The organism is Ruegeria sp. BC2 (assembly GCF_056539245.1).
This window is the reverse complement of sequence record NZ_JBQFUQ010000006.1, coordinates 23,922-45,856: the sequence shown is the minus strand read 5'-3', so window position 1 is coordinate 45,856 and position 21,935 is coordinate 23,922. Positions and strand designations below refer to the sequence as shown.

Sequence of the window (21,935 nt, the reverse complement as noted above, 5' to 3'; positions counted from 1 at the left end):
GTCACGCTTGACCCCAGGGGGGTGCGCCGCTGAACATCGGTGTCAGCAACAACCGTCCGAGGCGCCCATGTCCAGATCCAAAGCCCGCCAATCTCTGCCCACGCATGAAGTGACGAACCAACCGCCCGAGCGCGGCGACGTTGACCTGTGGACCTCGGACCCGGTTCTGAGGGACTGCGCCACGCGCGCCGGGGCACGGGCGACTCCGCTGGCCGCCTACGGGGCCGCTCTGGGCCGAGCCGAAACGCGCGACGCCGGGCGCGACTCCAACCTGCACCCGCCCGAACTCTGCCTGTTCGACCGGGGCGGCCGCCGCCTGGACGAGGTGCGGTTCCACCCGGCCTATCATCACATGATGGATCTGAGCCAATCGGCAGGTTATGCCGCGCTTGCCTGGGACGGAGCGCCGGGCGGTCACGCGACCCATGCCGCGATGGTCTATCTGGCCAGCCAGGTCGAGCCGGGCCATTGCTGCCCGCTGACCATGACCTATGCCGCCGTGCCGGCGCTGGCCGCCAACCCCGAACTGGCCGAAATCTGGCGCCCGAAACTGACCGCCGACACTTATGACCCAGCCCCCCGCCCGATCAGAGAAAAACGCTCGGCGACCTTGGGCATGGCGATGACCGAAAAACAGGGCGGCTCGGACGTGCGCGCCAATACCACCACGGCCACCCGCGACGGCGATGCCTGGCGGCTGCGCGGCCACAAATGGTTCTGCTCGGCCCCGATGTCCGACGGGTTCCTCACGCTGGCGCAGGCGCCGGGCGGCCTGACCTGTTTTCTGCTGCCCCGATGGCTGGAAGGCGAGCGCAACGCCATCCATCTGATGCGCCTCAAGGACAAGCTGGGCAACCGCGCCAATGCCTCGTCCGAGGTCGAGTTCCATGACGCGCTGGCCTATCAGCTGGGGGATGATGGGGCCGGCGTGCGCACGATCATCGAGATGGTGCATCACACCCGGCTCGACACCGCGATGGCCCCCGCCGGCCTGATGCGCGCGGCCCTGTCCGAAGCACATCACTGGGTCAGCCATCGCAGCGCCTTTCAGCGCCGCCTGATCGACCAGCCTCTGATGCGCGCCGTTCTGGCCGATCTGGTACTGGACTGGGAAGGCGCGCTGACCCTCGGCCTGCGCGTGGCCCGCGCCTTTGACGGGGACACTGCCGAAGACCGCGCCTTTGCCCGGATCGGGGTGGCGCTTGCCAAGTTCCTGTCGAACAAGCGCTGCCCCGTCGTTGCGGTCGAGGCAATGGAGGTGCTGGGCGGCATGGGCTATGTCGACGACACGCCGATGCCGATGATCTATCGCGAAGCGCCCCTGAACGGCATCTGGGAGGGGTCTGGCAACGTGATCTGCCTGGACATTCTGCGCAGCCTTGCGCGCGACCCGCTGGCCGCCCAGACCGTGCAGGCCGAACTGGACGCGGCAACCGGAGCCGACCGCCGCTATGACGCCGCGCTGAAGGCGCATCGCGACCGTTGGCCAACCCTGCCCCCCGAGGCCGAGGCCCGCTGGTTCGCCGAGGCCACCGCGCATCTGCTCACCGCCGCACTGCTGCTGCGCCACGCGCCCGGTGCGGTGGCCGATGGATACATCGCCACCCGGGTTCTGGGCGAAAGCGGGCGCGTACCCGGATCGGTCTCGGGGCTGGTCACCGATGCCCTGCTGGGCCGGCTGTCCGGCTAGGCGGGCCTTGCCCGGTCGGCGCATCTGCGGTAAGGGCTGCGCATGTTCGACGAAGCCGACGATATCCATCCGCTGTTTGCCGGTGCGCCCTCGACCACCGAGTTCAAGAAGCTGCGCAAACGCATCGTGCGCCAGACGCGCGAGGCGATCGAGCAATATGGCATGGTCGACCCGTCGGCTCATGACAAGGACGGCAAGCCGCCGCGCTGGCTGGTTTGCCTGTCCGGCGGCAAGGACAGCTATACCCTGTTGGCCGTTCTGTACGAGCTGAAATGGCGCGGTCTGCTGCCCGTGGACCTGCTGGCCTGCAATCTGGATCAGGGGCAGCCGGGCTTTCCGGCCACCGTGCTGCCCGAGTTTCTGGAACAGATGGGCGTGCCGCACCGGATCGAGTACCAGGACACCTATTCCATCGTGGTCGACAAGGTGCCGCAGGGCCGCACCTATTGCGCGCTGTGCTCGCGCCTGCGCCGCGGCAACCTGTACCGGATCGCGCGCGAGGAAGGGTGCTCGGCCGTGGTGCTGGGGCATCACCGCGATGACATCCTGGAAACCTTCTTCATGAACCTGTTCCACGGCGGCCGTCTGGCGACCATGCCTCCGAAACTGGTGAACGGAGAAGGCGACCTGTTCGTCTATCGCCCGCTGGCCCATGTGGCCGAGGCCGATTGCGAGAAATTCGCCAAGGCGATGAACTATCCGATCATCCCCTGCGACCTGTGCGGCAGCCAGGACGGCCTGCAACGCCAGCAGGTCAAACAGATTCTGGACCAATGGGAAAAGAACAGCCCCGGTCGCCGGCAGGTGATGTTCCGCGCGCTGACCAATGCCCGGCCCTCGCACTTGCTGGATCCCAAGCTGTTCGATTTTGCCGGCCTGATGCTGGACCCCGGCAAAAACGGCGAAAATTCGGAAGAAATTCCGCTTCTGCGTTAACGTCTGACTCAGAATGATTTCCTAGCCTCCGATTGGACGCAGTTCGCCCAATTGGAAGGCCGGAATCGATGCTGAAAAGGTTCTCACCCCAGAGTTTTCAGAATGCTCTGCTGACCGTTCTGGCAATGCCGCAAGTTCTGGCATTCGTACCTGCATTGTGCCTGGCTGCTTTCTGGCTGGGCGGCGACACGGCGTTGGTCGTTGTCGCCCTGGGGCTACCCTTGTTGTTTTCGGCCGCCCAACGGCTGCAACCGGGTGTGGGTCTTGGTTCGGCGACGCACATGCGGCCCAGGGGACTGTTACCACGTGATGTTTTCTACGCCGAGATGGAGTATTTGCACAGCACATCGCGGGCAACCGGAGAGGATTCAGCCTGCATCGTTGTGTCACTGGATGATTTCGACGATATCGAAGAGCTGCACGGCACTGCGGCAGCCGACTATGTGGCAGGGCGCTTCTGCGACCGCATCCTGGCGGTGATCCGAAGCGAGGATATTGCAACACGCCTGTCGAGAAACACGTTCCTGATCGGGTTGCGGCCCTCACGGCATCTGGACTTGGAAAGCTGCATCCAAACCTCGGGCCGCATACAAAGCACGGTGGAGGAACCGATCGCTTTGGACAATGCCAGCCTCTATCTGTCCTGCTCTGCTGGATTTTGCCTGCACTCTGCCGTTGCCGATGAAGCGCCGGACAGCTGGATCGAGGCCGCTCGGGCCGCGCTGGCCGAAGCACAGCGGAACGGGCCTTCCACGATCCGCGCCTACTCCGAGGCCACGCGACGCAGATCAGTCGTCCATATCAATTTCCGCAAGGAGTTGGAGACTGCTCTGGAAACCGGTCAGATCCGCCCATGGTTTCAACCACAGGTTTCAACGGACACCGGCGACATCACCGGGTTTGAGGCCCTTGCTCGATGGGAACACCCTTCCAAGGGAGTTGTCGGGCCGCAGGTGTTTCTGCCTTTTGCCGAACAGGCCAAGCTGATGCCTAAGCTGGGCCAGACGATCCGCCACCAAGCCTTTCGCGCGATGTGTGACTGGGACTGCGCTGGTGCCGTCATTCCTCGGATCGGCATCAACTTTTCGTCGGACGAATTGCGGGACCCCTCACTTGTTGACCGGGTGCGGTGGGAGTTGGACCAGTTCGACCTTTCGCCGGACCGGCTGGCCGTGGAAATCCTTGAAACCGTTTTTTCGCGCCGCCCCGATGATGTCATCACCCGCAACGTGACCCAGTTGTCCAAGCTCGGCTGTTGCATCGATCTGGACGATTTCGGCACTGGTCACGCATCATTTTCGTCGATCAAACGCTTTGATGTCTCCCGCATCAAGATCGACCGGTCTTTCGTGTCCAATGCGGACCGGGATCCGTCCCAGCAGCAAATGGTCAGCGCCATTCTGATGATGGCCGAGAGGTTGAACCTTGAAACCCTGGCCGAGGGGGTGGAAACCCCCGGCGAGCACGCGCTGATGGCGCAATTGGGGTGTCACCATGTCCAGGGGTTTGGGATCGGCAAGCCGATGCCGGTCGAGCATACGCTCGACTGGATCAAGGACCGCCGCGCGAAACTGGGAGGCGCACCGCGGATTGGCCGCGAAATGGGCCGGAAATCCTGATTTCGGGGACTGGATTGCCCTACACTCACGATTTCCGGGGCGATTCCGCTTGACCTTTTGGGCTGCACTCTGTTGAACCCTGCGGTGTCTTTCACTGCTCAAGGTGGCTGTCCCAGATGGACGATCAGAACAAGAATCTCATCCTTGCAACCGCGCTTAGTTTCCTTGTGATCCTGGTCTGGTTTGTGCTGTTCCCCCCACCGGAACCGGCCACAACACCTGAGCAGGCTGAAATCAGCGCCTCGGAGGGGGAAGAGATTCAGACGCCCAGCGCCGGAAGCACGACCGTCGGCGAGGCAACCGCCACCGCAGAGGAAACCCTGCCGGAAGCCACCGCGCCGCGGATCCAAATCGACACGCCGCGTCTGTCGGGCAGCCTGTCGCTTTCGGGTGGACGGATCGACGAACTGTATCTGAAAGACTACAAGGTCTCGATCGACGAAGGCGCTCCGATCGTCGAACTGCTGTCGCCCGTTGGGTCCAACTCGGCCTATTACGCCCTCTACGGGTGGGCGCCCGGTGCCGGTTTGGCTGGCTCGGACGTGCCGGGCCCGAATACCATCTGGACGCTGGAACAGGGCGAGACTCTGTCGGTAGACAGCCCCGTAACCCTGAAATGGGAAAACGGCGCGGGCCTGACATTCCGCCGCACGATCGGTGTGGATGCGGATTACATGTTCACCGTGACCCAATCCGTCGAAAACGGCACCGGAGCCGAGGTCGGAATGGCCCCGTACGGCATTCTGGCCCGCCACGGCATCGGCGAGGATGGCGATCTGCCGGGGTTGAAGAACTTCTTCATCCTGCATGAAGGTGTGATCGGCATGGCCGACGGGACCCTGTCCGAGGTCGACTATGGCGATGTCCGCGATTTCGACATCGACCCCAACGAACGGGCACAGGCCGAGGTCTATCAGGTCAAGGAAAACGGCTGGATCGGCTTTACCGACCACTATTGGATGACCACGCTGATCCCCGATCCGGGGTCGGCTTTCAAGGCGGCCGCGAAATATGACGCGCGTCGGAAGATCTACCAGGCCGAAACGGTGTTGCCGACGATGACGGTTGCCCCCGGCGAATCCGCCGAGGTTACCACCCGACTGTTTGCCGGGGCCAAGGAATGGGAGACCATCCGCGAATATCAGGCCCAGGGCGTTCAGAAGTTTATCGACAGCATTGACTGGGGTTGGTTCTTCTTCCTGACCAAGCCGATCTTCTGGCTGCTGCACAACATCAACGCCCTGATCGGCAACATGGGTTGGTCGATCATCGGGCTGACCCTGATCATCAAGGCAATCCTGTTCCCGCTGGCGTTCAAATCCTACGTCTCGATGGCGAAGATGAAGGAACTGCAGCCACAGATGGAAGCCCTGAAAGAAGCTGCTGGCGACGATCGCCAGAAGATGCAGCAGGGCATGATGGAGTTGTACAAAAAGGAAAAGGTCAACCCGGCCGCCGGCTGTCTGCCGATCCTGATGCAGATCCCGATCTTCTTTTCTCTCTACAAGGTGATCTTCGTCACCATCGAACTTCGGCAAGCCCCCTGGTTCGGTCCTTTCCGGGACCTGAGTGCGCCGGATCCGACCTCGATCATCAACTTCTTCGGCTGGCTGCCGTGGGCCGGACCTGAACCTGGCACGCTGATGGCGACGATTTTCATCGGCATCCTACCGCTGCTGCTGGGGATCTCGATGTGGCTGCAGCAAAAGCTGAACCCGGCGCCCACCGACGCGACCCAGGCCATGATCTTTGCCTGGATGCCATGGGTATTCATGTTCATGCTGGGCAGCTTTGCCAGCGGGCTGGTCGTTTACTGGATCGCAAACAACACCATCACGTTCACCCAGCAATACCTGATCATGCGCAGCCAGGGCTATACGCCGGATGTGTTTGGCAACATCAAGTCGGGGTTCAAGAAAACCCCCAAGACGGACAAGAAATGACCGGGCAAGTCACGCAGATCTGGCGCCATCCGATCAAAAGCCATGGCAGGGAACCCCTGCAGGAAGTCACCGTTATCCCCGGGCAGACCATGCCCGGGGATCGCGTTTGGGCGGTGGCGCATGAAATGTCCAAGGCCGACGGGTCCGAGTGGGCGCCCTGCGCCAATTTCAGCCGCGGCTCGAAGGCGCCCCAGCTGATGGCGATATCGGCCGTTCTGGACGGGGATCGCGTGACTCTCAGCCACCCGGATCGGCCCGATCTGACCTTCCACCCGGACACAGAACAAGACCTGTTTCTGGAGTGGGTCCGCCCGCTGATGCCCGCCGACCGCGCCGCATCGGCACGGATCGTCCGGGTTCCTGGCCGTGGTATGACCGACAGTGACTATCCCTCGGTCAGCCTGTGCAACATGGCCTCGCACCGGGCGGTCGAGCAGCGTCTGGGCCGCGAACTGTCGATCTGCCGCTGGCGTGGCAACATCTGGTTCGATGGCCTTCCTCTGTGGGAAGAATTCGATTGGCTGGATAAGGATGTGCAGATCGGCGAGGCCGTATTTAACGTGCGCGAACGGATCACACGCTGCATGGCAACGACTGCGAACCCCGGCACCGGAGTGCGGGACGCGGATACGCTGGGCGCTCTGCGCAGCTGGGACCATCAGGATTTCGGAGTATACGCCGAAGTCATTCGCCAAGGCACGATCCGCCCCGGAGACAAGGTGCAGGTTCTATGACAGCTCTGCCATTTCCCCTGGCGGCCGATCCCGACGAGCAGGCAAAAGAGGCCGGCCGCAAGCTGTTTGCCGGACCGTCCGAGTTCGTCAAGGGCGTGGTGGCGATGAACGGCCTGCCCGCCCCCGACCGGCTTGAGGTCTGTTTCGCCGGCCGGTCGAACGTGGGCAAGTCCAGCCTGATCAACGCTCTGACCGGCACCAAGGGGTTGGCCCGCGCCTCGAACACGCCGGGTCGTACGCAAGAGATCAACTTCTTCACCCAGGGCCCCGACCTGTATCTGGTTGACCTGCCCGGCTATGGCTATGCCAACGCGCCGGTCAAGGTGGTCGAGAAATGGCAGCGCCTGCTGAAACAGTATCTGAGCGGACGGCAGACCCTGCGCCGGGCCTTCGTGCTGATCGACTCCCGCCACGGCGTGAAGCCCGTGGATGACGAGATCATGAAGCTGCTGGACACCAGCGCCGTGACCTTTCAATGCGTGATGACCAAGGCCGACAAGGTCAAGGCCAAGGACCGCGAAAGGATTCTGGAACAGGTGCGCGGTGCCCTGTCCAAACACCCCGCCGCTTATCCCGAGATCGTGCTGACCTCGTCCGAAAAAGGCGACGGCATCCCGACTCTGCGTTCGATCATCGCAAATCTGGAATGATGCTGCTGATGCGCGTCATATCGGTGCTGACGCTGGTCGCCGTGATGGTATCCGGTGCAATCCCGATGGGCTGGATGCCCACGCGCAACTCGGACGGGGCGATTCTGATGGTGATCTGCACCGGCGACGGCCCGGTCGAGCGCAGGATCGATCCGGACGAGCACGCCCCGGACCACGACGAGACCGACGAACGCAGCGCCTGCCCCTATGGCGGGGTGAATCTGGCAACCCAATTGCCCGAAGTGGGAACGGTGCTGCCAGCCGACTGGCCGATTGCCGCGCGTTGGGCGCATGTGGATTTCACTCATCGCAGCGCCGGATTCCATGCGCGGTATGATGCCCGGGGTCCGCCCCACCTCTCCTGATGTCCGCGAACAAGACCTGAAACCTCGGCCGCCAGGCCGGGGATGTTCCGAATCTCTGGAGATTGAAATGGCACAAGACAGCCAAACCGGGGTCGCGCAGGCGGCTCGGCGCGAGCATGCGCAAAAATTCTACATGGCCGCCTGGCGATGGCACTTCTATGCGGGGCTTTTTGTTGTCCCCTTCCTGATCATCCTGGCGGTGACCGGCCTGATGATGATGTTCATAACCCAAGCCGATGGCCGCGACGGAGAAAAGATCGCGGTCGAGATCACGGGCCAGGCGATGCCCGCATCCGAACTGGCCGATCTGGTGCAGGCCCGCGTACCGGGCCGCGTGGTCGAATGGATCGGCCCCAAGGCGCCGGATCTGGCAACCGTGTTCCGCGTCAAGGCCGAAACCGGCCAGCGCATGGTGGCGATCGACCAGTATTCCGGCGAGGTGATCCAGGTCTGGGACCGCCGCGCGGGGTGGTACGATCTGGCCGACAACATCCACTCGACCCTGCTGATGGGCGATACTGGCGACCGGATTCTGGAAATCACGGCCGGGATGGCGCTGCTGCTGGTGTTCACCGGCCTTTACATGTGCTGGCCGCGCGGCAACGTGGTGGCGGCGCTGGTGCCCGACCTGCGGGCGCGGGGCCGGGCCCTGTGGAAGTCTCTGCACGCGGTCACCGGGTTCTGGATGTCGCTTCTGCTGGTCGGGTTCCTGATCTCGGGGATGTCTTGGACCGGGATCTGGGGCGGCAAGTTCGTACAGGCCTGGAGCAGCTTTCCAGCCGAGAAATGGGACGACGTCCCACTGTCGGACGACCTGCATGCCAGCATGAACCACGGCAGCCAGAACGACGTGCCCTGGGCGCTGGAACAGACACCGATGCCGGCCTCGGGTTCGGAAGCGGGCGTCGCCGGGGTGCCGACGGGTGTTCCGGTCAATATCGATGCGATGGTTGCGCTGGGTGAGTCCCTGGGCATGCAGAACCGGTTCCGCGTCGCCTATCCCAACGGAGACACGGGCGTCTGGACCCTGAACCGCGACAGCATGAGCGGCGATTCGACCGACGCCACCGAGGACCGCACCGTCCATGTCGACCAGTACACCGGCAAGATCCTGGCCGACGTGCGGTTTCAGGACTACTCGCTGATGGGCAAGGCCATGGCGGTGGGCATTCCGTTGCATATGGGTCTGGCGGGTCTGTGGAACTTTGTCCTGAACGTGGTGTTCTGCCTATCGGTGATCTTTGTCTGTGTGTCCGGCGTGGTCATGTGGATCAAGCGGCGGCCCTCCGGCGCCAGCCGTCTGGCGGCGCCGCCGATGCCGTCTGAGATGCCCCTGTGGAAGGGCGCGGTGCTGGTCGGGCTGTTCACGGCCATGGCCTTTCCGCTGGTCGGGCTGACGCTGCTTGCGGTGCTGGCCGTCGACCTGCTGGTGGTCAGCAACATCCCCGCGGTTCGGCGCGCATTCAGTTGACCGGTTCGGGCGGTGCCCCTGGGGTCCGCCCGTCTGCGTGGCGCGACAGCGTCCCCCTTTTGGCGCGCCACGCAACAAAACCTGCGGCCTACCCGTTCCGGGCTTGGCAGGTCCGGCCAAAGGCCCTAACAGGGAAGGCCAGAGGGACGACAGCCATGAAGAAACAGGACATGAACCGGGATTGGATAGCCACCGCCGCCACGCTCAACAGCGCCCTGCCCTATCTGCAGCGCTATGACGGAGCGATCGTCGTGATCAAGCTGGGCGGGCACGCCATGGGCAGCGACGAAGCGATGGAGAGCTTTGCCCGCGACGTGGTGCTGATGCGTCAGGTCGGCGTGAACCCGGTGGTCGTGCATGGCGGCGGGCCGATGATCAACGCGATGCTGGACAAGCTGGACATCCAGTCGGACTTCGTGAACGGCAAGCGCGTCACCGATGCCGCCACGGTCGAAGTGGTCGAGATGGTTTTGTCCGGCGTGGTGAACAAGCGCATCGTGCAGGCCATCAATGCTCAGGGCGGAACGGCCGTTGGCCTGTCGGGCAAGGATGCCAACTTGATGACCTGTGACCAGACCGACGCGTCGCTGGGCTATGTCGGCACGCCCGCCGAAATGAACCCCAAGATCCTGCACGACCTGTTTTCGCATGACGTGATCCCGGTGATCGCTCCGCTGGGGGCGGGCCGCAATGGCGAGACGTTCAACGTGAACGGCGACACCGCCGCCGGGGCGATCGCCTCGGCACTGAAGGCCGATCGCCTGCTGCTGCTGACGGACGTGTCCGGCGTCAAGAACGCTGCCGGAGAGGTCGTGACCGAGTTGAAGGCTGGTCAGATCCGCGAGATGACCCGCGAGGGCACCATCGCGGGCGGCATGATCCCCAAGACCGAAACCGCGCTGGATGCGCTGCACAGCGGGGTCCGCGCCGTGGTGATCCTGGATGGCCGCGCGCCCAATGCCGTGCTGCTGGAGTTGTTCACCGAACACGGTGCGGGGTCTCTGATCCGCCCCGACTGACGCGAGCAAGCCCGCCCTTGCAGTTCACATTCACATGCTTAAATTTGAATGCATGGAGCGTGAACTCATCATCCGCTTGGGCATCTTTCTGACGCTGTTTCTGGCCTTCGCGTTGGCCGAAAGGCTTGCCCCGCGCCGCCCGCTACGCGTGCCTCGATCGCGCCGCTGGCTGACCAACCTGTCGGTCACCCTTTTGAACACACTGACACTGCGGGCGATGGCGATCGGGTTCCCTTTGCTGGCGGTCGGGGCGGCTTTGGATGCCGGCCGGTTAGGCGTCGGAGTTTTCAACACTCTGGACTGGCCCAAATGGGTCGAGGTCACCCTTTGTGTCCTGGTGCTGGATTTCGCCATCTGGGCACAACATCTGATCACCCACAAGGTACCGATCCTGTGGCGTCTTCATCGTGTGCACCACGCAGACCGGGATATGGATGTCACCACGGCCCTTCGCTTTCACCCGGTCGAGATCGCCTTGTCGATGGGTTTGAAGATCAGTCTCGTCTACCTGCTGGGACCCAGCGCGCTGGCGGTCATCCTGTTCGAAGTCCTGCTGAACGGCACCGCTTTGTTCAACCATTCGAACATCCGCCTGCCCGCCGCCGTGGATGCCGCCATGCGCCGAATATTGGTCACACCGGACATGCACCGGGTCCACCATTCGGTGCTGCGCAGGGAACATGACAGCAATTATGGCTTTGCATTATCCATCTGGGATCGTTTGATGGGGACGTATGTGGCACAGCCCGAGGCCGGCCACGACGACATGACGGTGGGGCTGGAATGGCAGGACGATCGACCGACGAAGCTGGGGTGGAGCCTCGCTCTGCCGTTTCGGCGCAAGTGACCTATGATCAAGTGGTTTCCGCATCTGAGGCCGCGGGCCTGGTCCTCATGGGCGCGCAACACCCGCGGGTGAGTGGCGCCAAACAGTTGGATAGTGGCACGCTTATTCTGCTCGGGGCAGGCAGCAGCTTTTGGCCGGTCCTTACCGCTTCGGCCGAGTGGTTGGACGGCAAGCCGGACCCGGTCGACCGTTGGTCGCTCCGAGTCGTCGGCACCCTTGCGGAAAACCTGGGCGCCCAGGCGTGGTATCCGTTCGGCGGCCCCCCGTATTCGCCATTCATAGATTGGGCGTTGAAATCGGGACGTACGTTTCAAAGCCCGGTGGGCGCGCTGGTGCACGACACGGTGGGAATGATGATTTCATTCCGTGGGGCCCTGCATTTTGATCACGAGTTCGACATTCCCGTCGCAGGCAACCCGTCACCATGTATCAATTGCCCTGCGCCCTGCGCATCGGCCTGCCCGGTCGGGGCCTTGAACGCCAAGACGTTCTACGACGTCGACGCCTGCCACGGCTACTTGAGAACTCCGCCTGGTCAGGCCTGCAAGACACAGGGATGCGCGGCCCGGCTGGCCTGTCCGCTCAGCGCAGGGGCCGGACGTCGGGCCGAGCAATCCGCCCATCACATGAAAGCCTTTCACCCGGAATGACCTGCACGCTTATCCTGACCCGCCACGCAAAATCCAGTTGGGACCATCCCGGCCTGCCCGATCATGACCGACCGTTGAACAAGCGCGGCCGAGCTTCGGCATCTGCCATCGGCGATTGGCTGCGGCGAAAGGGGTACTTGCCAGACGAGGTCCTGAGTTCTTCATCCGAACGCACGCGCGAGACCTGGCTTCGGATGGGGCTGAGTGCGTCCAACATCCGGTTCCTCTCCGAACTCTATCATGCCTCGCCCGATCAGATCCGGCAGGCGCTGTACAGGGCAACGGGTCAAACGGTCCTGCTGCTGGGCCACAATCCGGGGATCGCGGAATTCGCGGAACGTATTGCTCAGTTTGCACCGAAGCACCCGCGGTTCCTCGACTATCCGACCTGTGCGACCACGGTTCTTCGTTTTGATCTGTCGGACTGGTCCGGAATAGGTTGGCACGGCGGCCAGGTGATCGAGTTCGTCACGCCGCGCGCGTTGCTGGAATGAAAAAAGGGCGGGGTGATCCCGCCCTTTCCAACGTCGCTTTCAACCCGCCTCAGTGACCCAGAATCTGGCTGAGGAACAGCTTGGTGCGTTCGCTCTGCGGGTTGTTGAAGAACTCTTCCGGCTCGTTCTGTTCAACGATCTGACCGGCATCCATGAAGATCACCCGGTTCGCCACCTGGCGGGCAAAGCCCATCTCGTGCGTCACGCAGAGCATGGTCATGCCTTCCTCGGCCAGCTCGATCATCGTGTCGAGCACCTCTTTGATCATCTCGGGGTCCAACGCCGATGTCGGCTCGTCGAACAACATGATCCGCGGCATCATGCACAGCGAGCGGGCAATCGCCACACGCTGTTGCTGACCACCGGACAGCTGTCCCGGATACTTCAACGCCTGATCGGGGATCTTCACCTTCTCAAGGAAATGCATCGCGCGCTCTTCGGCCTCTTTCTTGGGCGTTTTACGCACCCAGATCGGGGCCAGCGTGCAGTTCTCCAGAATGGTCAGATGCGGGAACAGGTTGAAGTGCTGGAACACCATGCCAACCTCGGACCGGATCTTGTCGATGTTTTTCAGATCGTTCGACAACTCGGTGCCGTCCACCACGATCTTGCCCTGCTGGTGTTCTTCCAACGCGTTCAGGCAGCGGATCAGAGTGGATTTGCCCGACCCCGACGGCCCCGCGATCACGATCCGCTCGCCCTGATTGACGGTCAGATTGATGTCGCGCAGCACGTGGAAGGACCCGTACCACTTGTTCATGTTTGTGATTTCGATGGCGACCTCGTCGCTCACCTGCATTTTAGAGCGGTCAATTTCGCGGTCGATTGCAAGTTCAGACATGTGTTGAACTCCTTAGTGATGGTCCGTGGCAAGGCGACGCTCGAGCCACTGGGAATATTGAGAGATGCCGTAGCAGACGACGAAGAACAGAAGCGCGGCAAAGCCCAGAAGCTCCCAATAGACGCCGTTCCATTCGGTTGACGCCAAGATGGGACCCCGGATCATGCCCACCAGATCGAACATCGAGATGACCGAAACCAGCGTGGTATCTTTGAACAGACCAACGGCCACGTTCACGATACCAGGGATTGAGATCTTCAAGGCCTGCGGCAGGATGATCAGACGCATCGCCTGCGGGTAGTCCAGACCCAGACTGTCTGCTGCCTCATACTGACCGCGCGGAAGCGCCGCCAGACCGCCGCGGATCACCTCGGCGATGTAGGCGGCAGAGAACATGGTGATCATGATCACGACGCGCAGGAACAGGTCGACCGTGCTGTCAGGCGGGAAGAAATAGGCCAGCATAACCGAAGCCACGAACAGCAGCGTGATCAAAGGCACGCCACGGATGAATTCGATGAAGATGACGCAAACCCACTTGATCAGCGGCATATCGGACTGACGACCCAGAGCCAGTGCAATACCCAGGGGCAAGGACAGTGACACACAGGTCACGCCCAGCATCAGGTTCAGCATAAAACCACCCAGGTCACGGCTGGGCACCGCAGTCAGCAGCGCACCTTCGTTGGCGTCTTCGGGAATGAGTGCCCCGCCGACATTCCACACGACCAGCGCCACGACAATGGCCCCAAAGAACCCGGCTGCAAAGCTGTTGCGGCCAAATTTCTGGAACACCACGCCTGCCGCGACACAGCCCAGCAGGGCCACGATGGGCACCATGATCGTTCCACCCCAAATCAGCCAGAAAGCGATAAACGGGTAGAGCGCCGTAAACAGCAGCAACTTACGAGGCAGGTCGAAGAACAGAACAGGTGCCACAGCGACCAGCATCAGCACAAACGCCAGGTTCGGGCGCCAATACGCTTCTACTGGATATTTGAACCCGTAGATCAGTTGATGCCAGCGTTCGGTCAGAACTGCGAAACAGGCCCCGGTCTTGCCGTCCAGAATCTCGCGGCATTGCGCCAGCGAGTCCGCATTCCAAACGCCGTTCAGAATCCACGGCAAGGTGTTCTTGAGAAGCACATAGATCAGCAGAATCGACAGAAGGGTGAGGATCGTGTTTGTGACGCCCGAGAACAGGTTCTCGCGCAGCCATTTGACGATACCCGTCTGGTTTGCCGGCGGAGGCGACGGAGGAATGGTGCCGTCGGCCACAAATGCGATCGGATTTGTTGTTTGATCAGCCATGGCTCAGCGCTCCTTCAACTTGACGGATGCGTTGTAGATGTTCATCACCATCGAAATCAGCAGCGAGGCTGTCAGATAGAACAGCATCAGCAGCAAGACGCACTCGATCGCGCGACCGGTTTGGTTCAGCGTGATGCCACCCAGCGTTGCGGTGATATCCGCATAGCCGACTGCAATCGCCAGAGACGAGTTCTTGGTGATGTTCAGATATTGCGAGATCAACGGCGGGATGATGACCCGTAGCGCCTGAGGCAGGATCACAAGATTCATGATCCGACCGGGACGCAGGCCCAGCGCGGCCGCAGCCTCGGTCTGACCTTTTGAAATCGCCTGAATACCCGCACGTACGTTTTCTGCGATGAAGGCGCCGGTATAGATCGACAAAGCGAACCACAATGCGATCAGCGGACCGCCGACCTTGATACCACCGCTGAAGTTGAAACCTTTCAGAGCGGGGACATCCCAGGTCAGGCCCATCAAAATCATCAGCAGTGCAAAAGGCACGAGCCAAACTGCAAGTTTCACAAGGCCAGTCTTTGGACGCTCGCCCGTCTGTTCCTGTTTGAGCGTGGCGCGTTTCTCAATTTCACGAGACGCAAACCAGGAAGCGACCAAAACCGCGATGACCAGCAGCCAATTCAGAAAGGTCGAACCGAACAGCCCATTCGCAAACTCGGGGCGCGGGACATAGACGCCGCGGTTGGTAAAGGCGAACAGATCAAACAGCATGCTGGATGTTGGGTTATCGCCCCGGAACTCCCTCGGTCCCGGCAGAACGGCTGTCATGATCGTGAAGATGATGATGATCCAGATCAGAACCGGAATATTCCGGAAGATTTCCACGTAGACCGCCATCAGCTTGGATACGAGCCAGTTGTTTGACAGGCGTAAAACACCTGCGATCACGCCAAACACCGTCGCAGTGATGCAAGCCAGGAATGCAACCAAAAGCGTGTTGAGAATGCCGACGACAGCCGCACGCCCATGCGAGGACTGGCTGTCATATTCGATCAAACGCTGGTTGATGTCATACCCGGACGGATCGCCCAGGAAAGAATAGGAAATGTTGAGCCCTGCGGCCCTAAGGTTCTGGATCAGGTTGTTACCAAGATACCAGATGCTGAGCGCAATAACGATTGCCGCGATCACCTGAAATGTAAGAGAGCGATAGCGTGTATCGTTTATGAGCATCGACAACCGAAAGTCAGCCTTCGGTGGGTCAGTCATAGTCGACATATTTTGGGATCCCCGTGCTTTTCGGACGCTTCCTTCCCGGCAGGGTTTTCCCCGCTCCCGAGCAGCCCGTAGCATTCTGTTCTGCGAAAAAGGGCGCAGGTTACCCTGCGCCCTTTTCCGTGGATTTTAGCGGAACGGCGGCGAGTACAGCAGACCACCATCGGTCCACTGTGCGTTCAGACCGCGTGCCAGACCGATCGGGGTTTCCTCACCGATGTTCTTGGCAAACACTTCGCCGTAGTTACCACCCGCCTTGACGGCGCGCATGGCCCACTGTGCGTCCAGGCCCAGCATCTCGCCCAGGGTGCCTTCGCTACCCAGCAGACGGTTGATTTCCGGGTTCTCGGTACCTGCAGCCATCTCGTCGATGTTCGCCGAGGTGATGCCCAGCTCTTCGGCCGAGATCAGAGCGTTCAGGGTCCAGCGAACGATGTCGCCCCACTCGTTGTCGCCGTGACGGACCAGCGGGCCCAGCGGCTCTTTCGAGATGATTTCGGGCAGCAGAACGTGATCACCGGGGTTTTCGAACGTGGCGCGGGTTGCGGCCAGGCCCGAAGCGTCGGTGGTGTAAACGTCACAGGCACCTGCCAGGTACTGCTGCTGCGCTTCGGCGTTGGTTTCGATCGGAACCGGCTCGTAGCTGATGTTGTTCGAGCGGAAGAAGTCCGCCAGGTTCAGCTCGGTGGTGGTGCCGGTCTGGATGCAGACAGTGGCGCCGTCCAGTTCCTTGGCCGAGCTGACGCCCAGTGCCTTGGGAACCATGAAGCCCTGACCGTCGTAGTAGTTCACACCCACGAATTCGAACTTCAGGTCGACGTCGCGGCTGAAGGTCCAGGTGGTGTTACGGGCCAGCATGTCAACTTCGCCCGAAGCCAGAGCGGTGAAGCGGGTCTTGCCGGTGGTGGGAACGAATTCAACAGCGTTCGCGTCACCCAGAACGGCGGCGGCTACTGCGCGGCATACAGCAACGTCAAAGCCCTGCCATTCGCCATTCGCGTCAGGTGCAGCAAAGCCAACCAGACCGGTGGTTACACCGCAGTTCAGCTTGCCGCGCGCTTTGACGTCGTCCATGGTTCCTGCCGCGGCCGCGCCGGCAGCAAGACCGGCAATCGTCGCCGCGCCCAAGATTACGGATTTTTTCATTTTTACCTCTTCCTGATTTCCCGCCCCATCCCGGGACGGATCTTGTCCGACACACAAAGGTAGCCGGATAGGTTACCCCAAAGGTGTCTCCCCTTTAGTGCGCCCGAGTTTGGGCGCATTCATAAACAAACGTCAAGGGTCGGATCAGTGAAAACGATATGTTCCCGGCAAGGCAACTGCCCAAGCCTCTCAAATCAGGACCAGAAAGGCTCAAACCGATAGATCGTAGAAGGTTTTCGCGTGCAAAAAGGCGATCTTCTTCAGTTCGGCGGCTTGGACCGCCTCGTCGTCTTCGCCCCATTGCTCGGCCTGCCACGATTCATCCAGCCGAGAAATGCGCCATATCTCGTCCGGGTTGCGCCAGTTTTGGGCAGCAGCAAAACCCAGAATCAACGAACCCGACAGACTCACAAGGTCGTGAAACGCCGCCAGACGGAACGCGTCCAGGTCGTGAACCTGCCGACGCAGCCGGTCCAGTGCCTCGGGGGCCTGAGGCTGATGCCGTACGCCTTCGACCGGGATCAGTCTGGCGCCCAGCGTTTCCGCGGCCCAGTCCAGCGCGGGGTCCCATTCGCGGCGCTGACGTTCGATCAGGGCTTTCGGGTGGGTTGCGCGATAGCACAGCAGGTCCGAATCGCCATAGTCCGACAACATGTCGGCAACTTCCGCGTGCTGATGCTGAACCTTGTCGATTGCCGCGTTGGCCGAGCGGGTGAAGGGCATCGCCGCCGGATCGATTTCCTTTTCCTGCGCGTCCCACTCGCGGGCCACCGCCTCGGCCATGGCCCGGGTGGGCAGGACCAGAGCAGCCTTGGCCGGTGTCCGCACCCGGCGGCCATCCAACTCGACGGTAAAACCGCTATCGGTCGCGACCACGGCACTGGCTGTCCAAAAGCGTTTCGGTTTCCACTCACTCATATCGTTATCCCCAGACTGCGGTCAGGACGCCGGGCAGCTGCTCGAACCGGTCGATCACCGCGGTCGCCGCACCCAGCTGCGACCGTTCATGATAGCCCCAGCCCACGCCGATCCCCGCAACCCCGGCGGCCCGCGCCATTTCCATGTCAAAGCTGGTGTCGCCGATCATCACCGCATCACCGGCCGACACCCCTGTTTCAAAAAGCGCCGTTTCGATCATCGAGGGATGCGGCTTGGAAGGATGATGGTCCGCCACCTGACGGGTGACGAAGACAGAGTCCAACCCGTGCGCCTCGAGCAAGGCATCCAACCCCCGCTGCGATTTACCCGTCGCCACGCCCAGAAGGATCTCGGGCACGGCCTGCAACGATCCGATAACCTCGCGCGCGCCGGGATAGAGCGGTGAGCTTGCCGCCCCCATCTCAAGCCGATGAGCGTGATACGCCTCTTTGTAACCCTCGACCAACCGGCGTTGAGTTGCCTGCGACTGATCCGGCGCGAGGCGTGCGATTGCAATCGGCAAGGACAGCCCCACGATCGACAGGATCGCCGCGCGATCCGGCACCGGAAGGGACAGAGCCTGGAAACTGGCGGTCATGGCTGACACGATGCTGGCCTGGCTGTCCACCAACGTGCCGTCGACATCGAACAGAACCAGGCGCAGAGGCGCGGTCATTGCAACTCCTCGAACGGGTCCTCGGCGGCCAGATCCTCGGTCCAGCCCAAGGTGTCCCAGCTGTCCTTCATGTGCGGCGGCAGCGGGGCATTGATCGTGATCTGCTTACCGGTCACCGGATGCTTTAACGACGCGGTTCGGGCGTGCAGATGCAGCTTCTTGCTGATGACCCCCCCCAACTGTGCGCCCCAGCCATCGCCCAGGTTTTCCTGACCCGAGCCGCCATACTTCCCGTCGCCGATGATCGGGTGCCCGATGGCCGCCATATGCGCGCGCAGCTGGTGCGTGCGGCCGGTGACGGGCTCCATCGCGACCCAAGATGCACGCCCCGCGACCCGATACAGCGTGGCATAGAGCGTATGGGCCCGTTTGGCGCCCGGCGTGCTGTCGATCTCGTTCAGGTGGACGGCGATCATCTTTTCGCCCTCGCCCTGCTTGCCATGGCCGGGGGCCTTGACCAGCCCGGTCTTGATCTCGCCCAGATACGGGGTCGGCACACCAGCCACCAGCGCCCAATAGATCTTGCGCGTGTTGCGATGCCGGAAGGCCGCGGTCAGCCCCTTGGCCGCTTCGCGCGTACGCGCCATCAGCAGAACGCCCGAGGTGTCCTTGTCGAGCCGGTGCACCAGCCGCGGGTTCTCGTCATAGCCAAAACGCAGCGCCTCGGCGAGGCCGTCCACATGCCGGGCCTGGCCGCTGCCGCCCTGAACGGGCAGGCCATGGGGCTTGTTCAGTGCCAGCACGTGGTCGTCGCGATAGATCACGCAGGACTGGATCATTTTCGCATCAGCATCGGTCACGCGCGGGCGGGCCGGGGCCGGTTTGTGATCCGGGTCCGGCAGGGGCGGCACGCGCACCACCTGCCCCGCCTGCAACCGTGTCGAGCCCTTGACCCGGCCGCCATCCACGCGCAGTTCACCCTTGCGGCACATCTTTTCGATCCGGCCCTGGCTGACATGCGGGAACAGGCGCCGCAACCAGCGGTCCAACCGCTGGTCGCCGTCGCCCGGCTCGACCGTGATCATCTGTACGCCGCTCATGCCAATACCCCTTGCGACCGGATGCTGCGCGCCCGGAAAATCGCCCGTGTCAGTGCCTCAGAAAACATCCGCGTCTGTCGCGCGCCGCAAGGCAAGAGTCAAGCAGGCTGACGGGTTCGGGGGCCAAGGCCGCTCAGATATCAGTGAAATCCCCGTGCCGCCCGGCCCCATCGCGGAACCGAGCCGCGCCGGATGTGCCCTCGCGGCGGATGGCGTCCAGCCCGTTGGCCCATTCGACCTTCAACGCCTCGTGCATCGGCATCCCCCGGGTTTCGATGATCGAGCGGCGGTCGGCGCGGACGGCCTCCTGCGGGAACCGGGCAATCTCTTGCGCCATCGCTTCAGCCGCCATTCGGGTTTCACCCTGCGGCACGATTTTCTCGGCAAGTCCGATCCGTTCGCACTCGTCAGCCTTGACCTTGCGCCCTGTCAGCGCGATCTCGAGCGCCTTGCCCTGCCCGACCAGCCGCGGCAGCCGCACCGAACCGCCATCCATCAGCGTGATCCCCCAGCGGCGGCAATAGACGCCCATATAGGCGTCCTCGGCCATTACCCGGATGTCGCACCACAGGGCCAGTTCCATGCCGCCGGCCACTGCGGCACCCTCGATTGCGCCGATGACCGGCTTTGACAGCTCCAGCCGCGATGGGCCCATCGGCCCAAGCAACGACGGCGCCGCCCCGATCGGAAAAGCGTGCTTGTCGAAATAGGGCTCGCGCAGGTCCGGGTCAGACAGCGTGGCCGCCATCTTGAGATCCCAGCCCGCGCAGAAATTGCCGCCTTTGCCCCAGAATACGGCGGCTTTGGCCGCGCTGTCCTCGAAGGCGATGAAGGCCTCGGCCAGGGCTGCCGCGTGTTCGGCATCCGCGGCGTTTCTGGCTTGGGGCCGGTCGTGGATGATGGTCCACACGTCGTCTGTCTTGTCTATGGAAACGGTCATCTGCGCTCCTCCCTGGCGGCATGTAACCCTAGGGAAGCCCGGGCACGCCTTGGGTGTCGCGCAGAACGCGACGGCACGGCCTGATCTGACCTTGCGTCACGACCCGTTGCGTTGCCTGCGCAGTTTCGAAAAGTAGTCCAGACGCTTTTTCAACTCGCGCTCGAACCCGCGTTCGACCGGCTGGTACAGGACCGGGCGTTTCATGGTCTCGGGAAAGTAGTTCTGCCCCGAGAACCCATCCTCGGCATCGTGGTCATAGGCATAGCCCGCGCCGTAGCCCTGATCCTTCATCAACCCGGTCGGCGCATTCAGGATGTGTTTGGGCGGCGGCTCGCTGCCCGACTGTTTGGCCAGACGCATCGCCGCCTTGTAGCCCACATAGGCCCCGTTGGATTTGGGCGCCAGCGCCAGATACACGACCGCCTGCGCCAGCGCCAACTCACCCTCGGGCGACCCGAGCCGCTCGTAAACTTCCCACGCATGCAGGCAGATCGACTGGGCCTGCGGATCGGCCAAGCCGATATCCTCGACCGCCATCCGGGTGATGCGGCGGGCCAGGTACCGCGGATCTTCGCCCCCGGTCAGCATCCGGGCGAACCAGTACAGCGCCGCATCCGGGTCGGACCCGCGCACCGATTTGTGCAGCGCCGAGATCAGGTTGTAGTGCTCGTCCCCCGACTTGTCGTATTTCGCGGCGCGGCGCATCAGGCGCTTGGCCAACGCGTCGGGGTCCAGCGGCGCGTCCACCGACCAGGCCGCGATCTGTTCGATCAGGTTCAACAACGCCCGGCCGTCTCCATCCGCCATTTCCTGCAGCGCGTCCCGCGCCGCGGGTGTCAGGGGCAACGCCTTGCCCAGCTCTTTTTCGGCACGCTGTGTCAGGCGTTCCAGATCGGCCAGGTTCAGCCGTTCCAGCACCAGCACCTGTGCGCGGCTGAGCACGGCGGCGTTCAACTCGAACGAGGGGTTTTCGGTGGTCGCGCCCACCAGAAGGATCGTCCCGTCCTCCATATGCGGCAGGAACCCGTCCTGCTGGGCCTTGTTGAAGCGATGGATCTCGTCCACGAACAATAGCGTCCCCTTGCCGTTCCGCCGCCGCAACTTGGCGGCCTCGAACACCTTCTTGAGGTCAGGAACACCGGTGAAGATCGCGCTGATCTGTTCGAAATGCAGGTCGGTTTCCTTGGCCAGCAGCCGCGCGATCGTGGTTTTTCCCACCCCCGGCGGCCCCCAGAAGATCAGGCTGGACAGACTGCCCGACGCCAGCATCACCCCCAGCGGCGCCTCTGGGCCCAGAACCTGTTGCTGCCCGATCACCTCGGACAGCGCTTGGGGCCGCAGGCGGTCGGCCAGCGGGCGGTTCGGGGCCGGTTCCGAGGCCTGGCCTTCGGTGTCGAACAGGTCACTCATGC

21 protein-coding genes are annotated in these 21,935 nt (G+C 62.5%); 12 read left to right on the top strand and 9 right to left on the bottom strand.

From position 1 onward, the window contains the following. Nucleotides 1–67: 67 nt before the first annotated feature. The 12 genes from ACR0CU_RS18020 to ACR0CU_RS17965 all read left to right on the top strand — a co-directional run bounded on the left by ACR0CU_RS18020 (nucleotide 68) and on the right by ACR0CU_RS17965 (nucleotide 12,418). The gene (locus ACR0CU_RS18020; protein WP_170448994.1) at nucleotides 68–1,690 is read left to right on the top strand and encodes an acyl-CoA dehydrogenase family protein; all 1,623 of its coding nucleotides are present in this window, start codon (nucleotides 68–70) and stop codon (nucleotides 1,688–1,690) included. A gap of 42 nt (nucleotides 1,691–1,732) precedes the next feature. After that, nucleotides 1,733–2,626, top strand: coding sequence for a tRNA 2-thiocytidine(32) synthetase TtcA (gene ttcA / locus ACR0CU_RS18015; RefSeq protein WP_170448996.1), 894 nt, complete (start codon nucleotides 1,733–1,735; stop codon nucleotides 2,624–2,626). Between the two features lie 68 nt (nucleotides 2,627–2,694). Beyond that, nucleotides 2,695–4,245, top strand: coding sequence for a putative bifunctional diguanylate cyclase/phosphodiesterase (locus ACR0CU_RS18010; protein WP_254437640.1), 1,551 nt, complete (start codon nucleotides 2,695–2,697; stop codon nucleotides 4,243–4,245). A 116-nt stretch (nucleotides 4,246–4,361) separates the two neighbouring features. Next, nucleotides 4,362–6,188: a membrane protein insertase YidC gene (yidC, locus tag ACR0CU_RS18005; protein ID WP_170448998.1), complete on the top strand. Its 1,827-nt coding sequence runs from the start codon at nucleotides 4,362–4,364 to the stop codon at nucleotides 6,186–6,188. Next, complete coding sequence (locus tag ACR0CU_RS18000; protein ID WP_170449000.1) at nucleotides 6,185–6,922, top strand: MOSC domain-containing protein; 738 nt, start codon at nucleotides 6,185–6,187, stop codon at nucleotides 6,920–6,922. The genes yidC and ACR0CU_RS18000 overlap by 4 nt, the downstream gene beginning before the upstream one ends. After that, nucleotides 6,919–7,572: a ribosome biogenesis GTP-binding protein YihA/YsxC gene (yihA, locus tag ACR0CU_RS17995; protein ID WP_170343477.1), complete on the top strand. Its 654-nt coding sequence runs from the start codon at nucleotides 6,919–6,921 to the stop codon at nucleotides 7,570–7,572. Before ACR0CU_RS18000 ends, yihA begins: the two co-directional genes overlap by 4 nt. An 8-nt stretch (nucleotides 7,573–7,580) precedes the next feature. After that, nucleotides 7,581–7,937, top strand: coding sequence for a DUF2946 family protein (locus ACR0CU_RS17990; protein ID WP_254437641.1), 357 nt, complete (start codon nucleotides 7,581–7,583; stop codon nucleotides 7,935–7,937). 67 nt (nucleotides 7,938–8,004) lie between these two features. After that, the gene (locus ACR0CU_RS17985) at nucleotides 8,005–9,408 is read left to right on the top strand and encodes a PepSY-associated TM helix domain-containing protein (RefSeq protein WP_170449002.1); all 1,404 of its coding nucleotides are present in this window, start codon (nucleotides 8,005–8,007) and stop codon (nucleotides 9,406–9,408) included. Between the two features lie 155 nt (nucleotides 9,409–9,563). Beyond that, nucleotides 9,564–10,427: an acetylglutamate kinase gene (argB, locus tag ACR0CU_RS17980; RefSeq protein WP_093965404.1), complete on the top strand. Its 864-nt coding sequence runs from the start codon at nucleotides 9,564–9,566 to the stop codon at nucleotides 10,425–10,427. Between the two features lie 52 nt (nucleotides 10,428–10,479). Continuing rightward, nucleotides 10,480–11,274 (top strand): sterol desaturase family protein, encoded by a 795-nt coding sequence (locus ACR0CU_RS17975; RefSeq protein WP_480643574.1) that lies wholly within the window; start codon nucleotides 10,480–10,482, stop codon nucleotides 11,272–11,274. Beyond that, nucleotides 11,211–11,924 (top strand): 4Fe-4S dicluster domain-containing protein, encoded by a 714-nt coding sequence (locus ACR0CU_RS17970; RefSeq protein WP_174824924.1) that lies wholly within the window; start codon nucleotides 11,211–11,213, stop codon nucleotides 11,922–11,924. Before ACR0CU_RS17975 ends, ACR0CU_RS17970 begins: the two co-directional genes overlap by 64 nt. Next, on the top strand, nucleotides 11,921–12,418 hold the full coding sequence (locus tag ACR0CU_RS17965) for a SixA phosphatase family protein (protein WP_170361664.1): 498 nt from the start codon (nucleotides 11,921–11,923) through the stop codon (nucleotides 12,416–12,418). Before ACR0CU_RS17970 ends, ACR0CU_RS17965 begins: the two co-directional genes overlap by 4 nt. 49 nt (nucleotides 12,419–12,467) lie before the next feature. On the opposite strand, the gene ACR0CU_RS17960 is transcribed toward ACR0CU_RS17965, so the two are convergent. The 9 genes from ACR0CU_RS17960 to ACR0CU_RS17920 all read right to left on the bottom strand — a co-directional run bounded on the left by ACR0CU_RS17960 (nucleotide 12,468) and on the right by ACR0CU_RS17920 (nucleotide 21,933). Next, nucleotides 12,468–13,259 (bottom strand): amino acid ABC transporter ATP-binding protein, encoded by a 792-nt coding sequence (locus ACR0CU_RS17960; RefSeq protein ID WP_170361666.1) that lies wholly within the window; start codon nucleotides 13,257–13,259, stop codon nucleotides 12,468–12,470. Between the two features lie 12 nt (nucleotides 13,260–13,271). Next, a complete protein-coding gene (locus ACR0CU_RS17955) occupies nucleotides 13,272–14,570 on the bottom strand; it encodes an amino acid ABC transporter permease (protein ID WP_170342939.1) in 1,299 nt (432 codons plus the stop codon). Nucleotides 14,571–14,573: 3 nt separating this feature from the next. Next, nucleotides 14,574–15,806 (bottom strand): amino acid ABC transporter permease, encoded by a 1,233-nt coding sequence (locus ACR0CU_RS17950; protein ID WP_170449003.1) that lies wholly within the window; start codon nucleotides 15,804–15,806, stop codon nucleotides 14,574–14,576. Nucleotides 15,807–15,932: 126 nt separating this feature from the next. Then, entirely contained in the window at nucleotides 15,933–16,949 is a 1,017-nt protein-coding gene (locus ACR0CU_RS17945; RefSeq protein ID WP_093965393.1) for an amino acid ABC transporter substrate-binding protein, read from the bottom strand. Between the two features lie 210 nt (nucleotides 16,950–17,159). Further along, nucleotides 17,160–17,867 (bottom strand): ATP12 family chaperone protein, encoded by a 708-nt coding sequence (locus ACR0CU_RS17940; RefSeq protein ID WP_480643571.1) that lies wholly within the window; start codon nucleotides 17,865–17,867, stop codon nucleotides 17,160–17,162. A gap of 4 nt (nucleotides 17,868–17,871) precedes the next feature. Next, nucleotides 17,872–18,543 carry an HAD-IA family hydrolase gene (locus ACR0CU_RS17935; protein WP_480643569.1) on the bottom strand — a complete coding sequence of 224 codons (672 nt, stop codon included), beginning with the start codon at nucleotides 18,541–18,543 and terminating at the stop codon, nucleotides 17,872–17,874. Next, nucleotides 18,540–19,583 (bottom strand): RluA family pseudouridine synthase, encoded by a 1,044-nt coding sequence (locus tag ACR0CU_RS17930; RefSeq protein ID WP_480643567.1) that lies wholly within the window; start codon nucleotides 19,581–19,583, stop codon nucleotides 18,540–18,542. The genes ACR0CU_RS17935 and ACR0CU_RS17930 overlap by 4 nt, the downstream gene beginning before the upstream one ends. Before the next feature lie 133 nt (nucleotides 19,584–19,716). Next, nucleotides 19,717–20,523 carry a crotonase/enoyl-CoA hydratase family protein gene (locus ACR0CU_RS17925; RefSeq protein ID WP_480643565.1) on the bottom strand — a complete coding sequence of 269 codons (807 nt, stop codon included), beginning with the start codon at nucleotides 20,521–20,523 and terminating at the stop codon, nucleotides 19,717–19,719. A 96-nt stretch (nucleotides 20,524–20,619) separates the two neighbouring features. Further along, entirely contained in the window at nucleotides 20,620–21,933 is a 1,314-nt protein-coding gene (locus ACR0CU_RS17920; RefSeq protein WP_480643563.1) for a replication-associated recombination protein A, read from the bottom strand. Nucleotides 21,934–21,935: the final 2 nt, after the last annotated feature.